At 65.8% G+C, this 14,818-nt stretch carries 12 protein-coding genes and 1 pseudogene; 3 read left to right on the forward strand and 10 right to left on the reverse strand.

The window, feature by feature from the left end; all coding sequences use genetic code 11:
• Nucleotides 1-41: 41 nt before the first annotated feature.
• The 10 genes and pseudogenes from nudB to RCO38_RS03430 form a co-directional block, all read right to left on the reverse strand.
• Complete coding sequence (nudB, locus tag RCO38_RS03385; protein ID WP_308326881.1) at nt 42-506, reverse strand: dihydroneopterin triphosphate diphosphatase; 465 nt, start codon at nt 504-506, stop codon at nt 42-44.
• 66 nt (nt 507-572) lie between these two features.
• Nucleotides 573-2,375, reverse strand: coding sequence for an aspartate--tRNA ligase (aspS, locus tag RCO38_RS03390; protein WP_308326882.1), 1,803 nt, complete (start codon nt 2,373-2,375; stop codon nt 573-575).
• Nucleotides 2,376-2,423: 48 nt separating this feature from the next.
• Nucleotides 2,424-3,089: a DUF502 domain-containing protein gene (locus RCO38_RS03395; RefSeq protein WP_308326883.1), complete on the reverse strand. Its 666-nt coding sequence runs from the start codon at nt 3,087-3,089 to the stop codon at nt 2,424-2,426.
• A gap of 21 nt (nt 3,090-3,110) precedes the next feature.
• Nucleotides 3,111-3,407: an FmdB family zinc ribbon protein gene (locus RCO38_RS03400; RefSeq protein WP_308326884.1), complete on the reverse strand. Its 297-nt coding sequence runs from the start codon at nt 3,405-3,407 to the stop codon at nt 3,111-3,113.
• A 159-nt stretch (nt 3,408-3,566) separates the two neighbouring features.
• Nucleotides 3,567-5,132: a ubiquinone biosynthesis regulatory protein kinase UbiB gene (gene ubiB, locus RCO38_RS03405; protein WP_308326885.1), complete on the reverse strand. Its 1,566-nt coding sequence runs from the start codon at nt 5,130-5,132 to the stop codon at nt 3,567-3,569.
• Nucleotides 5,129-5,701, reverse strand: a complete 573-nt coding sequence (locus RCO38_RS03410) for a ubiquinone biosynthesis accessory factor UbiJ (protein ID WP_308326886.1) — start codon at nt 5,699-5,701, stop codon at nt 5,129-5,131. The genes ubiB and RCO38_RS03410 overlap by 4 nt, the downstream gene beginning before the upstream one ends.
• A 34-nt stretch (nt 5,702-5,735) precedes the next feature.
• Nucleotides 5,736-6,290, reverse strand: a pseudogene (locus RCO38_RS03415) (Tim44 domain-containing protein); the annotation flags it as partial.
• A 95-nt stretch (nt 6,291-6,385) separates the two neighbouring features.
• Entirely contained in the window at nt 6,386-7,117 is a 732-nt protein-coding gene (ubiE, locus tag RCO38_RS03420; RefSeq protein ID WP_308326887.1) for a bifunctional demethylmenaquinone methyltransferase/2-methoxy-6-polyprenyl-1,4-benzoquinol methylase UbiE, read from the reverse strand.
• A gap of 20 nt (nt 7,118-7,137) precedes the next feature.
• Nucleotides 7,138-7,551 (reverse strand): DUF971 domain-containing protein, encoded by a 414-nt coding sequence (locus tag RCO38_RS03425; RefSeq protein WP_308326888.1) that lies wholly within the window; start codon nt 7,549-7,551, stop codon nt 7,138-7,140.
• 12 nt (nt 7,552-7,563) lie between these two features.
• Nucleotides 7,564-11,454, reverse strand: a complete 3,891-nt coding sequence (locus RCO38_RS03430) for an FAD/FMN-binding oxidoreductase (protein ID WP_308326889.1) — start codon at nt 11,452-11,454, stop codon at nt 7,564-7,566.
• 196 nt (nt 11,455-11,650) lie between these two features.
• Between RCO38_RS03430 and ugpB the strand changes: the two genes are divergently transcribed.
• The 3 genes from ugpB to ugpE all read left to right on the forward strand — a co-directional run bounded on the left by ugpB (nt 11,651) and on the right by ugpE (nt 14,814).
• Nucleotides 11,651-12,970 (forward strand): sn-glycerol-3-phosphate ABC transporter substrate-binding protein UgpB, encoded by a 1,320-nt coding sequence (gene ugpB / locus RCO38_RS03435; RefSeq protein ID WP_374694515.1) that lies wholly within the window; start codon nt 11,651-11,653, stop codon nt 12,968-12,970.
• A 98-nt stretch (nt 12,971-13,068) separates the two neighbouring features.
• Nucleotides 13,069-13,950, forward strand: a complete 882-nt coding sequence (gene ugpA, locus RCO38_RS03440) for a sn-glycerol-3-phosphate ABC transporter permease UgpA (protein WP_308326891.1) — start codon at nt 13,069-13,071, stop codon at nt 13,948-13,950.
• A 9-nt stretch (nt 13,951-13,959) separates the two neighbouring features.
• Nucleotides 13,960-14,814: a sn-glycerol-3-phosphate ABC transporter permease UgpE gene (gene ugpE, locus RCO38_RS03445; protein ID WP_308326892.1), complete on the forward strand. Its 855-nt coding sequence runs from the start codon at nt 13,960-13,962 to the stop codon at nt 14,812-14,814.
• Nucleotides 14,815-14,818: the final 4 nt, after the last annotated feature.

A 14,818-nucleotide genomic window follows, 5' to 3' on the forward strand; every position in this document is an offset into this window, starting at 1 on the left:
ACACACAGTCTGACACCGCTCCGCTTGCGGCGGCGCCACTTCTATGGCTGGAAAATGCGTGGCAGCAGAAGAATCGCCTCCGCGTTGGAGAACGAGAAACAACGGTCCGCAGCTTCCAGCCAGGGCAGCCATGCCTGTGCCTGGTGTTCCCGCGGACTGAGCACCACCGGCCGCGCCTCCGGCACGCACAGACCGAACACCCGCTCGGTGTTCAGAACCACGCCGGGCGCGTACCGGTGGCGCCACTGCGGGTAGATCTCGTAGATGTTCTGCAAGCCCCAGTCGCTGAGGCGGTGCCCCGGCGCCGAGACGTCGAGCCCGGTTTCTTCAGCCACCTCGCGCGCAGCCGTCGCTTCAAACGGCTCCTCCCACGCCTCCTTGGAACCGGTCACCGACTGCCAGAAGCCCGGCGACTCGGCCCGCTCGATCAGCAACACCTCCAGCGCCGGGGTGTGAATCACCACCAGCACCGATTCAGGAATCTTGTAGGGCGGGGAGGACGGCACGGCGGTTCGGTGGGTTGAACAAAAAAAGGCGCCCGCAGGCGCCTTTCATTCTGGCCGAAGTCCGGCTCAGGCCGTCTTCACCGCGTCCGGGTTGCGCAGGCGGATGTGCAGCTCGCGCAGCTGCTTTTCGTCCACCGGGCTCGGCGCCTGCGTGAGCAGGCACTGGGCGCGCTGGGTCTTGGGGAAGGCGATCACGTCGCGGATGGACTCGGCACCGGTCATCAGGGTCACGATGCGGTCCAGACCGAAGGCCAGGCCGCCGTGCGGGGGCGCGCCGTACTGCAGGGCATCCAGCAGAAAACCGAACTTGAGCTGCGCTTCGTCGGGCGTGATCTTCAGCGCGTCGAACACCTTCTGCTGCACGTCGGCACGGTGGATACGGACCGAGCCGCCACCGATTTCCCAGCCGTTGAGCACCATGTCGTAGCCCTTGGCGATGCACTTCTCGGGTGCGGTGACCATCCAGTCCTCGTGGCCGTCCTTGGGCGCGGTGAAGGGGTGGTGCACCGCCGTCCAGCGGTCCTCTTCCTCGTCGTGTTCGAACATTGGAAAGTCCACCACCCACATCGGCGCCCAGCGGTCCTCGAACAGACCGTTCTTCTTGCCCAGTTCGCTGTGGCCGATCTTCAGGCGCAGCGCACCGATGGCGTCGTTGACAATCTTGGCCTTGTCGGCGCCGAAGAAAATGATGTCGCCGTCCTGTGCGCCGGTGCGGGTCAGGATCTCGGCAATCGCCTTGTCGTGCAGGTTCTTGACGATGGGCGACTGCAGGCCGTCCTTGCCCTTGGCCACTTCGTTGACCTTGATCCAGGCCAGGCCCTTGGCGCCGTAGATCTTGACGAACTCGGTGTAGGCGTCGATCTCGCTGCGGCTCATTTCGGCACCGCCGCGCACGCACAGCGCGACGACACGGCCGTTCTTCATGGTGGCGGGCGCGCTGAAGACCTTGAAGTCCACATCGGCCATGACGTCGGTGAGCTCGGTGAACTCCATCTTCACGCGCAGGTCGGGCTTGTCGGAGCCGTAGCGGTGCATGGCTTCGCTGTAGGCCATGACCGGGAACTCGCCCAGGTCCACGTTCAGCACGTTCTGGAACACCGTCTTGATCATGCCCTGGAACATGTCGCGGATGTCCTGCTCGGTCAGGAACGAGGTCTCGATATCGATCTGCGTGAACTCGGGCTGGCGGTCGGCGCGCAGGTCCTCGTCACGGAAGCACTTGGTGATCTGGTAGTAGCGGTCGTAGCCGGCCACCATCAGCAGCTGCTTGAACAGCTGGGGCGACTGGGGCAGCGCGAAGAAGTGGCCGTCGTGCACGCGGCTGGGCACCAGGTAGTCGCGCGCGCCTTCGGGCGTGCTCTTGGTCAGCATCGGCGTCTCGATGTCGATGAAGCCGTTGGCGTCCAGGAACTTGCGCACCTCCATGGCCACGCGGTAACGCAGCATCAGGTTGTTCTGCATGTACGGGCGGCGCAGGTCCAGCACGCGGTGCGTCAGGCGGGTGGTCTCGCTCAGGTTGTCGTCATCCAGCTGGAATGGCGGCGTGACCGAGGGGTTGAGCACCTTGAGTTCGTGGCACAGCACTTCGATCTGGCCGCTCTTGAGCTTGTCGTTGGTGGTGCCGGCGGGGCGGGCACGCACCAGACCGGTGACCTGCACGCAGAACTCGTTGCGCACGTCCTCGGCGGTCTTGAACATGTCCGGACGGTCCGGGTCGCAGACCACCTGCACATAACCTTCGCGGTCGCGCAGGTCGATGAAGATCACGCCGCCATGGTCGCGGCGGCGGTTGACCCAGCCGCAGAGTTGCACGGTTTGCCCCATCAGGGCTTCGGTCACCAGACCGCAATAGTGGGAACGCATGGCCATATCGGTTCTTCTTTCAGCAGGCGGGCTGCAAGGCTGCAGCCACGGATGTCAGGCGGTCGCGGGAGCGGTCGCCTTGAGGTTGGGGTTCTTGGGTCCACCGGGCACGATCACGCCCATGGAGACGATGTAGGTCAGGGCTTCGTCCACCGACATCTGCAGTTCCACGCAGTCGCGCGTGCGCACCATGACGAAGTAGCCGCCCGTGGGATTGGGCGTGGTGGGCACGTAGACGCTGACGAAGTCTTCGTCGGGACCACTGCCAGGGCGGGCGCGCAACTGCTGCAACACCTCGCCCTGCGGCGTACCGGTCAGGAAGGCGATGGTCCACATGCCGTCCTGTGGCCACTGCACCAGCAAAGCCTTGCGGAAGGCGTTGCCCTTTTCGGAAAACAGGGTGTCGGAGACCTGCTTGACGCCCGAATAAATGGAGCGCACCACCGGGATGCGATGCAGCAGGGCGTGCCACCAGTTCACCAGCCGGTTGCCGATGATGTTCGAGGCCATGGCGCCGATGGACAGGACCACGACCAGCGCGAAGATCACCCCCAGACCGGGCACATGGAAGCCGAACAGCTGGTCCGGTTGCCAGGCGCCGGGCAGGATGCGCAGGGTCTGGTCCAGCGTGGAAACGACCCAGTCCAGCACCCAGAGGGTGATGATCAGGGGCACCAGGACGAGCAGGCCCGAGAACAGCCACTTGCGCAGATTGGCCACAGGGCAGGTCTTTCCGCTGGCTCAGTGGCAGGCGCAGGAACCGCCGCAGGGCGTGGCCGGCGCGGCGCTGGCCGTTTCCGCCGGCTTGGACTCGGTCGAGGCGGCGGCCGTGCCGCTGGCCGCCGAGCCGCCCGCGCTGCCCTTGAAGTCGGTCGCGTACCAGCCCGAGCCCTTGAGCTGGAAACCGGCGGCGGTCAGCTGTTTGCTGAACGTGGCCGCACCGCAGGCGGGGCATTCCGTCAGCGGCGCGTCGGAAATTTTCTGCAGGACGTCCTTGGCATGGCCGCAGGACTCGCACTTGTAGGCATAGATCGGCATGGCGTGAACGGTGGAATGGTCCGGCGACCACAGCCCCAAGGGCCCGAAATGCACCGCGGGGGTGCAAGAACGGCAGGGCGCCGGGAAGTTGAACAAAACCCGTCATTATAGGTGGGGCACCCCGCCCGCACCTTCAAGGGCGGCCCGCCGGTCGGCCCCTCACCACAGGCGGATGCGCAGCATCACCTGGGTGACGATCAGCCCCAGCACGAAGCCGATGCCGCCGTAGATGATGGCCTGCAGCAGCCGGTTGGTCCGCCGCTGCTCGGCCATCAGCTGGTCGAGTTCGGCGCGCAGCTGGTGGGGCCGGTGCTGCAGGTAGTCCTGCAGCAGGCGGGGCAGGGCCGGCAGCAGCTTGGCGTACTGCGGCGCTTCCGCCTTGAGCTGCTGCAGCAGCTTGTGCGGCCCGACCTGTTCCAGCATCCACTTCTCCAGGAAGGGCTTGGCGGTGTTCCAGAGGTCCAGTTCGGGGTCGAGGTCGCGGCCCAGGCCCTCGATGTTGAGCAAGGTCTTCTGCAGCAGCACCAGCTGCGGCTGGATTTCGACATGGAAGCGGCGCGAGGTCTGGAACAGGCGCATCAGCACCATGCCCAGCGAGATCTCCTTGAGCGGCCGGTCGAAGTACGGTTCGCACACCGCCCGGATGGCCGACTCCAGTTCGTCCACCCGGGTTTCAGGCGGCACCCAGCCGCTCTCGATGTGCAGCTCGGCCACGCGCTTGTAGTCGCGCCGGAAGAAGGCGGTGAAGTTCTGCGCCAGGTATTCCTTGTCGAATTCGGTCAGCGTGCCGACGATGCCGAAGTCCAGCGAGATGTAGCGGCCAAAGGTGGCCGGGTCGACGCTGACCTGGATGTTGCCCGGGTGCATGTCCGCGTGGAAGAAGCCGTCGCGGAACACCTGGGTGAAGAAGATGGTGACACCGTCGCGCGCCAGCTTGGGAATGTCCACGCCCTTCTGGCGCAGCTCTTCCACCCGGTTGATCGGAACACCGTGCATGCGCTCCATCACCATCACTTCGGTGTGGCAGTAGTCCCAGAACATCTCCGGAATCAGCACCAGGTCCAGCCCCGCCATGTTGCGGCGCAACTGGGCGGCGTTGGCGGCCTCGCGCAGCAGGTCGAGTTCGTCGTGCAGGTACTTGTCGAACTCCGCCACCACCTCCAGTGGCTTGAGCCGCTTGCCGTCGGCCGAGACCTTCTCGACCCAGCCGGCCATCATGCGCATCAGGCTCAGGTCTTTCTCGATCACCGGCAGCATGTTGGGCCGCAGCACCTTCACCGCGACCTCGCGGCCGCCGTGTCGCCCATCGCGCAGCGTGGCGAAGTGCACCTGGGCGATGGAGGCGCTGGCCACTGGCGTGCGATCGAAATGGCCGAACACGGCGTCCAGCGGCTTGCCAAAGGCCCGCTCGATGGTGGCCACGGCGATGTCACTGTCGAATGGCGGCACCCGGTCCTGCAGGCGGGCCAGTTCGTCGGCGATGTCCGGCGGCAGCAGGTCGCGCCGGGTGGAGAGCACCTGACCGAACTTGACGAAGATCGGTCCCAGGCGCTCCAGCGCCTCGCGCAGGCGCTGGCCCCGCGGCGCGTCCAGGTTGCGCCCCACGGACACGATGCGCGTCAGCAGCCGCAGGCCCGGCCGCTGGAAACTGGACAGCACCAGTTCATCCAGGCCGTGCCGCAGCACCACCCAGACGATGAACAGGCCGCGGAGCAGCCGCGTCATGCCGAGCGTCCGTCGCTGTGACCCGGTTCGGTGGGTGCGCGGCGACCGACAAATGCCTTCAGACCGGCGGCGGCCGACTTCGCGCCGCTCACCAGGGTGTGCGCGACAGCGTCACCGACGAGGCGGGACAAGTCTTCCTCGACGTCCCAGCGCACGTTGTCCACCAGCCAGGCCACCTCGGCCGCCAGTTGCACATCGCCCTGGATGTCCACGTTCGGGCGCTCGCCGCCCAGCACCTGCTGCGCCAGCGCAAAAGGGGAGGTCTGGGTCACGGTCACGTGCAGTTCGGGCTGCCGGTCGCCGGAGGGACGCTCCAGCAGGCCTGCGGGGGTGGGCGCGAGGCTGAGGTGGAAGTCGCCCCAGGCCACGCGCACCGGCTTGCCCTGCTGGCGCTTGAGGCGCTGCTGCGCCTGGGGTTCCTGCATCAGGACATGGTTGAGGAACAGCACCACCCGGTTCTGGACCTCGTCCACCACCCATTCGGGTGGGCGGACACTGCCCAGCAGGGACTGCAGCATGCCCAGAGGGGAACGGGGAGCGGTCGAGGGGTTGGGGGATGCACTGTTCATGATCCCCCGATTCTGACGGATAACCGGAGCGCTTCTACCGCAACGCCTGCACGCCGGCCACCAGCCAGCCGCCGTCGCCGGACTTGGGGCGCGTGATGTTCCAGATCTCGCGGAACGGGTTCGGGCCGGCTGACGGCTCCTCCCGGATCAGACCGGAGAACTCGACGCTCGCCAGGTAGGCCTCGTCCTGTTCTTCCAGACCGAGCAGCTGCGCTTCCAGCATCACCACCTCGGTCTTGTTCGGAGCGGCACCGGCGCGCTCGCGCTCGGCCAGCTGACTCTGGATCTCGGCGAGCATGCCGCCGGTCATCATGGCGCGCAGGCTGGCAATGTCGGAGCGGTCCCAGGCGTCCTGCAGGTTCACGAAGTTCGCCTTGGACGCCCGCAGAAAGCCTTCGGCATCAAAACCGCCGCGCTGCTGGCCTGCCGGGTCGGCTGCCGGCGGGGCATCCGCCAGCGACTCCCAGGGCCGCGCCGACGCGTCGTTTCCCACGTTCTTCGGGCTGTAGCCGCGGGGTGCGGACACCACGCTGTCCGGACCCGCACCAGCAGGTGGGACGGCCGACCGGGTCGCGGACTCGTCGCGGCGAAGCGCCTTGCGCAGCGTCCGCCGCCCCCCGAGCCAATCCGACCACCACCGAGCTTCCATGACCCTGTCCTCCTTGCGTCCCTGACGTCAACCCATCAACACTTGATACCGACGTGAAGCGCCACCACCCCCGCACTGAGGTTGTGCACGTCCACATGGCCAAAACCCACCGACTTCATCAATTGGCGCAGCTCCTCCTGCCCCGGATGCATTCGGATCGACTCCGCCAGGTACTGGTAACTCTGGGCATCGCCCGCCACCAGTTGCCCCAGCTTCGGCAGCACGTTGAACGAGTACCAGTCATAAGCCTTTTCCAGCGGCTTGGCGACACGGGAAAACTCCAAGACCAGCAGCTTGCCGCCCGGCTTGAGGACGCGGCGCATCTCCGACAGGGCCTGGTCCTTGTGCGTCATGTTGCGCAAACCGAAGGCCACGGACACGAAATCGAAGCTGTTGTCGGCAAATGGCAGCTTCTCGGCATCGCAGACCATGGTCGGCAGCACCAGGCCTTCGTCGAGCAGGCGGTTGCGGCCTTCTCGCAACATCGCCTCGTTGATGTCGGTGTGCACGACACGGCCAGCGGGGCCGACGCGCCGCGCGAAGGCCCGCGAAAGATCGCCCGTGCCACCAGCGATGTCCAGCACCTGCTGGCCCGGCTGCGGATTGGCGACGGTGATGGTGTAGCGCTTCCAGATGCGGTGCAGGCCGGCCGACATGAGGTCGTTCATCACGTCGTACTTGGGTGCGACCGAATCGAACACGCTGCGCACGTGTTTCGCCTTCTCCTGTTCGTCGACGGTCTGGAAGCCGAAATGGGTGGTGGCCATGGAATGGGTCTCCGTCGGGGTCAGTGGCTGCCGCAGGCGTGTCCGCCCTTTTCCGGCATGGGTGCGTCGCGGTCCACACCGGCCGCCTGAAGCCGCTGGAGGTAATCGTTCCAGAGTTCCGCCTGTTGCGATCCCAGGAAATACAGGTAATCCCAGGCGTAGATGCCGGAATCGTGGCCGTCCGAAAAGGTCGGCTGCACCGCATAGTTGCCCACCGGCTCCAGCGCCACCAGGGTCACGTCGCGCTTGCCGGTCTGCAGCGTCTCCTGGCCCGGGCCGTGGCCCTGCACCTCGGCCGAGGGCGAGTACACGCGCATCAGCTCAAACGGGATGCGGAAGCTCGCCCCGTCCGAAAAGGACACCTCCAGCACGCGCGAAGCGCTGTGCACTGTGATGTCCTGCGGTGTCGGGGTGTCCTTGTTCAGTCCTGCCATGGGGTTCTCCGTTCAGACCAGCACGCGTTCGATGCCGCCCTGGTTGGCTTTTTCGACATAGGCCGGCAACCAGTTCTCGCCCAGGATCTGGCGCGCCATCTCGACCACGATGTAGTCGGCCTCCAGCAGGCCGTTCTGCAGGTCGTCGGTGTAACGCGACAGGCCCTGCAGGCAGCTCGGGCACGAAGTCAGCATCTTGATGTTGGCCTTCTCGCCCACCGTGCCCGCCGCGCGCAGGGCGGCTTCTCCCTTGCGGATCTCCTCTTCCTTGCGGAAGCGGATCTGGGTCGAGATGTCGGGCCGGCTCACGCCCAGCGTGCCGCTCTCGCCGCAGCAGCGTTCGCTCTTGACCACGCCATCACCGACCAGGGCCTTGACGGTCTTCATCGGGTCCTGCAGCTTCATCGGGCTGTGGCAGGGGTCGTGGTACAGGTAGCCGCCCTGCCCGGCCGGCAGCGTGATGCCTTTCTCCAGCAGGTACTCGTGGATGTCGATGATGCGGCAGCCCGGGAAAATCTTCTCGAACTCGTAGCCCGCGAGCTGGTCGTAGCAGGTGCCGCAGGAGACCACCACCGTCTTGATGTCCAGGTAGTTCAGCGTGTTGGCCACGCGGTGGAACAGCACCCGGTTGTCGGTGATCATCTTCTCGGCCTTGTCGTACTGGCCCGAGCCGCGCTGCGGGTAGCCGCAGCACAGGTACCCCGGCGGCAACACGGTCTGCACGCCCGCGTGCCAGAGCATGGCCTGGGTGGCCAGGCCGACCTGGCTGAACAGGCGTTCCGAACCACAGCCGGGGAAGTAGAACACCGCCTCCGTCTCGGCTGTGGTGACCTGGGGATTGCGGATGATCGGAACGTAGTCCTTGTCCTCGATGTCCAGCAGCGCGCGCGCCGTCTTCTTCGGCAGGCCACCCGGCATTTTCTTGTTGATGAAGTGGATCACCTGCTCCTTGACCGGCGCCGTACCCAGGGTGGCGGGCGGCGCGCTGGTCTGCGCCCTGGCGGCGGGCTTGAGCAGGTTGTTGGCCAGTCGCTGGGCCTTGAAGCCCACGTCCACCATGGCCGAGCGCATGAACTTGATGGTCTCGGGGTTGGTCGCGTTCAGGAAGAACATGGCCGCCGCGTTGCCCGGGCGGAAGCTCTTCTGGCCCATCTTGCGCAGCAGGTTGCGCATGTTCATCGACACGTCGCCGAAGTCGATCTTCACCGGGCAGGGCGAGAGGCACTTGTGGCACACCGTGCAGTGGTCGGCCACATCTTCGAATTCTTCCCAGTGCTTGATGCTGATGCCGCGGCGGGTCTGCTCTTCGTACAGGAAGGCCTCGATCAGCAGCGAGGTCGCCAGGATCTTGTTGCGCGGGCTGTAGAGCAGGTTGGCGCGCGGCACGTGCGTGGCGCAGACCGGCTTGCACTTGCCGCAGCGCAGGCAGTCCTTGACCGAATCGGCGATGGCGCCGATGTCGCTCTGCTGCATGATCAGCGACTCATGGCCCATCAGGCCGAAGGACGGCGTGTAGGCGTTGGCCAGGTCGGACTGGCGCACGCTCGCGTCCTGCGCCATCAGCGCCTGGTGCGCCGCACCGCGCAACAGCTTGCCCTTGTTGAAGCGGCCCTCGGGGTCGACCTTGGCCTTGTACTCGGCAAACGGGTTCAGCTCGTCGTCGGTCAGGAACTCCAGCTTGGTGATGCCGATGCCGTGTTCGCCCGAGATCACGCCGTCCAGACTGCGCGCCAGCACCATGATGCGGGCCACCGCCTCGTGCGCGGTTTGCAGCATCTCGTAGTCGTCGCTGTTGACCGGGATGTTGGTGTGCACGTTGCCATCGCCCGCGTGCATGTGCAGCGCCACCCAGACGCGCCCCTTGAGCACGCGCTTGTGGATCGCGTTGCACTCCGCGAGGATGGGGCCGAAGGCGGCGCCGGTGAAGATCTGCTGCAGCGGCGCACGAATCTGCGTCTTCCAGCTCGCACGCAGCGAGTGGTCCTGCAGCTGCGGGAACAGGGTTTCCACGTCGCGCAGCCAGCCGGCCCACAGCGCGCGCACCTCGCGCACCAGGGCCAGCGCCTGCTGCACGCGGTCTTCCAGCAGTTCGGCGCTGGGAATCTCGTTGGCGTCGTCGGTTTTGCCCAGTGGCAGGTTGCCCCGGGCAAAGAAGGCCTCCAGCGCCTCGCACAGCTTGAGCTTGTTGCGCAGCGAGAGTTCGATGTTGATGCGCTCGATGCCCAGGGTGTACTCGCCCATGCGCGGCAGCGGAATCACCACGTCCTCGTTGATCTTGAAGGCGTTGGTGTGCTTGCTGATGGCGGCCGTGCGCTTGCGGTCGAGCCAGAACTTCTTGCGCGCCTCGGCGCTGATGGCGATGAAGCCCTCGCCGCTGCGGCCGTTGGCCAGGCGGATCACCTCGCTGGTGGCGCGCGCCACAGCGTCGGCGTTATCACCGACGATATCGCCGATCAGCACCATCTTGGGCAGGGTGCCGCGCTTGCTCTTGGTCGCGTAGCCCACCGCCTTGAGGTAGCGGTCGTCCAGGTGTTCCAGGCCGGCCAGCAGGGTGCCGCTGCGCTTCTGTTCGGCGAACATGAAGTCCTTGATCTCGACGATCGAGGGCACGCCGTCCTTGGGGTTGCCGAAGAACTCCAGGCACACGGTGCGGGTGTGTTCGGGCATGCGGTGCACCACCCAGCGGCCGCTGGTGATCAGGCCGTCGCAGCCCTCTTTCTGGATGCCCGGCAAGCCGCTGAGGAACTTGTCCGTCACGTCCTTGCCCAGGCCTTCCTTGCGGAAGGTCTTGCCCGGGATCACGAGCTGCTCGGTGCGCAGGGGCGTCTTGCCATCGGCCGCGAAGTACTTCAGTTCGAAGCTGGCGACCTCGGCGTCATGGATCTTGCCCAGGTTGTGGTCGAGGCGGGTGACCTCCAGCCACTCGGCTTGGGGAGTGACCATGCGCCAGCTCACCAGGTTGTCCAGCGCCGTGCCCCAGAGCACGGCCTTTTTGCCACCGGCGTTCATGGCGATGTTGCCGCCCACGCAGGAGGCTTCGGCCGAGGTCGGGTCCACCGCGAACACATAGCCCGCTCGCTCGGCCGCATCGGCCACACGCTGCGTCACCACACCGGCCTCGGTCCACACGGTGGCCACCGGCTGCTCGTGCCCGCCGATGCGGATGTGCTCCACCTCGGTCATGGCTTCGAGCTTTTCGGTGTTGATGACCACACTCTTCCAGGTCAGCGGGATCGCGCCACCGGTGTAGCCGGTGCCACCCCCCCGCGGGATGATGGTCAGGCCGAGCTCCACGCAGCCCTTGACCAGGTGCGCCATCTCGGCCTCGGTATCGGGTGTGAGCACGACGAACGGGTATTCCACGCGCCAGTCGGTCGCATCGGTCACGTGCGACACGCGCGAGAGGCCGTCGAACTTGATGTTGTCTTTGGCCGTGAGCTTGCGCAGCACCTTGTTCGTGCGCTGGCGCAGCGCCGCCATTTCTTCAAACGACCGGGCAAACGACTCGACCGCCCCCTTGGCAGCTTCCAGCAACTGGCCCACCGACTCGTCACGCACCCGGTCATCCTGCGGCGTGCGGCGCTTCTGCACCTCGCCCAGGCGGTGGTGCAGGGCATCCACCAGCGCCGCGCGGCGCTTGGGGTTGTCCAGCAGATCGTCCTGCAGGTAGGGATTGCGCTGCACGACCCAGATGTCGCCCAGCACCTCGTACAGCATGCGGGCGGAACGGCCGGTGCGCCGCTCGCCACGCAGTTCGTCCAGCAGCGTCCAGGCTGGGGAGCCCAACAACCGCATCACGATTTCACGATCCGAGAAAGACGTGTAGTTGTAGGGGATCTCGCGCAAACGGGGCGATTCGTCTGCGGCGGTTTCCAGAAGCGGAAGCGGCGTGGGGGCGTTCATGAGGGAAATGGGCCAGCAAACGGAGCTGAACCAAGGATGGTACCGCAGCGCAACATGCGCGACACCGACTCATGGAAAGCCCCTGTTGTCACCCTTCGGAAAGACAGCTGCAATGGGTTCGTCACATCCGTTGCCTAGGCTGGCTTGTTTTGTGTCATCACAGCCATCCCCCCACTGAAGGAGATCCACCATGCCCATGCGCCAACACCTCTCGACACTCGCCGCCGCCCTGTGTGTGCTCGGCTTCAGCAGCAACGCCCAGGCGCAGACCGAGATCCAGTGGTGGCATTCGATGGGCGGCGCGTTGGGCGAGTGGGTCAACGACCTGGCCAAGGACTTCAACGCCAGCCAGACCCAGTACAAGGTGGTCCCCACTTTCAAGGGCAGCTATGACGAGTCCATGACTGCCGCCATCGCCGCCTTCCGTTCCGGCAATGCTCCGCACATCCTCCAGGTGTTCGAGGTCGGCACCGCGACCATGATGGCCAGCAAGGGCGCCATCGTGCCGGTGGGCAAGGTCATGGGCGACGCAGGCGTGAAATTTGATCCGGCGGCCTATGTCCCCGCGGTGGCGGGCTACTACACGGCGCCCAATGGACAGATGCTCAGCTTTCCGTTCAACAGCTCGACCCCGGTCTTCCACTACAACAAGGACGCCTTCAAGGCGGCCGGCCTGGATCCGGAGAATCCGCCCAAGACCTGGCCCGAGGTGGCCCTCGCCGCGGGCAAGCTCAAGGCCAGTGGCCACAAGTGCCCCTTCACCACCAGCTGGATCAGCTGGACCCAGCTGGAGAGCTTCTCGGCCTGGCACAACACCGAGTTCGCCACCAAGGGCAACGGCATGCGCGGCATCGACGCCCGCCTGACCTTCAACACCCCGCTGCACGTGCGCCACATCGAGAACCTGGCCAACATGGCCCGGACCGGCCTGTTCGTCTACAAGGGCCGCGGGAACGCCGCCGATGCGGTGTTCGTCTCGGGCGAGTGCGCCATGATGACCGGCTCGTCGGCCCTGTACGGCAACATCAAGCGCAACAGCAAGTTCGCGGCCGGCATCGGTACCCTGCCCTACTACCCCGACGTGGCCGGCGCGCCGCAGAACACGGTGATCGGCGGGGCCAGTCTCTGGGTGATGTCGGGCAAGAAGGCGGAGGAGTACAAGGGCGTGGCCCAGTTCTTCGCCCACCTCTCCAAGCCCGAAGAGGCCGCCAAAAGCCACCAGCGCACCGGTTACCTGCCCGTCACCGTCGCCTCGTTCGAGCTGACCGACAAGAGCGGCTTCTACAAACAGAACCCGGGCACCGACGTGTCGGTGACCCAGATGATCCGCAAGACCACCGACAAGTCGCGCGGCATCCGCCTGGGCAACTTCGTTCAGATCCGCACCATCAACGACGAGGAACTGGAGCAGGTGTGGGCCGGCAAGAAGGGCGCCAAGGAGGCCCTCGACGCGGCCGTGACCCGCGGCAACGAGCAGCTGGAGCGCTTCCAGAAGGCCAATCAGGGCAAGATGTGAGCGCCCGCAGGCCATCCGTCCCTGCCTGCATCCGTCCCTACTGAACGCACCACCCGCAGGACCGACTTGCGGGTGGGGTTGCCAACCTCCCGGCCCCCATGGAAAAACGCGTCCGATTCCGATCCTCCTGGCTGCCCTGGCTGCTCGTGGCGCCGCAGCTGGTCATCGTGCTGGTGTTCTTTTTCTGGCCGGCCGCCCAGGCGCTGTTCCAGAGCCTGCTCCAGCAGGACGCCTTTGGCACCTCGACCGAGTTCGTCGGCCTGCAGAACTTCCAGCGGCTCTGGGAAGACGACACCTACCTGGCCTCGTTCAAGATCACCGCGCTGTTCTCGGTGCTGGTCGCCGTGTGCGGACTGAGCATCGCGCTGCTGCTGGCGGTGATGGCGGACCGCGTGGTCCGGGGCGCCGGCGTCTACAAGACCCTGCTGATCTGGCCCTACGCGGTGGCGCCCGCCGTGGCGGGCGTGCTGTGGGTGTTCATGTTCGCATCGCCCATGGGCATCGTGGCCTACGCGCTGCAGTTCGTGGGCATCGAGTGGAACCACCTGCTCAAGAGCGAACACGCCATGGCCCTGATCGTGATGGCGGCGGTCTGGAAGCAGATCTCCTACAACTTCCTGTTCTTCCTGGCAGGCCTGCAGTCCATCCCCAAGTCGCTGATCGAGGCCGCGGCCATCGATGGCGCCTCGCCCGCCCGGCGCTTCTGGACCATCGTGTTCCCGCTGCTCTCGCCCACCACCTTCTTCCTGCTGGTGATCAACGTGGTGTATGCCTTCTTCGACACCTTCGCCATCGTCGACGCGGCCACGCAGGGCGGCCCCGGCAAGGACACCGCCATCCTGGTCTACAAGGTCTACTACGACGGCTTCAAGGCGCTGGACATGGGCGGCTCGGCGGCCCAGTCGGTGATCCTGATGGTCATCGTGATCGCGCTGACGGTGGTGCAGTTCCGCTATGTCGAGCGCAAGGTGCAGTATTGAGGCACGCCCATGATTGAACGCCGCCCCGTCCTCGACTTCGTGGCCCATGCCGTGCTCATCCTCGGCGTGGCCATCGTGGCCTTCCCGGTCTACCTCACGCTGGTGGGGTCCACCCAGACCGCTGAGCAGATCGCCCAGAGTCGTCCGATGTCGCTCGTGCCGGGCTCGCACTTTCTGGAAACCTACCGCCTGGCCCTCTTCGGCGGCAAGACCAGCCTGGGCAGCACCTTTGCCGCCGGCGGTCCGATGATGCTGGTGAGCCTGGTCAGCGCACTGGTGATTGCCATCGGCAAGATCGCGATTTCGCTGCTCTCGGCCTTTGCCATCGTGTACTTCCGGTTTCCGCTGCGCAACCTGGTGTTCTGGATGATCTTCGTGACCCTGATGCTGCCGGTGGAGGTGCGCATCGGCCCCACCTACGAGGTGGTGGCCAGCCTGGGCATGCTCAACACCTACGCCGGCCTCACCGTGCCGCTGATCGCCTCGGCCACGGCCACCTTCCTGTTCCGCCAGTTCTTCCTCACCGTGCCGGACGAGCTGGTGGAGGCGGCGCGCGTGGACGGTGCCGGGCCGATGCGCTTCTTCAAGGACATCCTGCTGCCCATGTCCGCCACGTCCATTGCGGCGCTGTTCGTGATCCAGTTCATCTATGGCTGGAACCAGTACCTCTGGCCTCTGCTGGTGACCACCGACGAGAGCATGTACCCGGTGGTGCTGGGCATCAAGCGCCTGATCTCCGGCGAGGCCTACACCGAATGGAACGTGGTCATGGCCACCGCCATGCTGGCGATGATCCCGCCGGCGCTGGTCGTGATCCTCATGCAGAAGTGGTTCGTCAAGGGCCTGGTCGACACCGAAAAATAAGCAC

It is taken from the genome of Hydrogenophaga pseudoflava (assembly GCF_031020795.1).
Classification (GTDB): Bacteria; Pseudomonadota; Gammaproteobacteria; order Burkholderiales; family Burkholderiaceae_C; genus Hydrogenophaga; species Hydrogenophaga pseudoflava_A.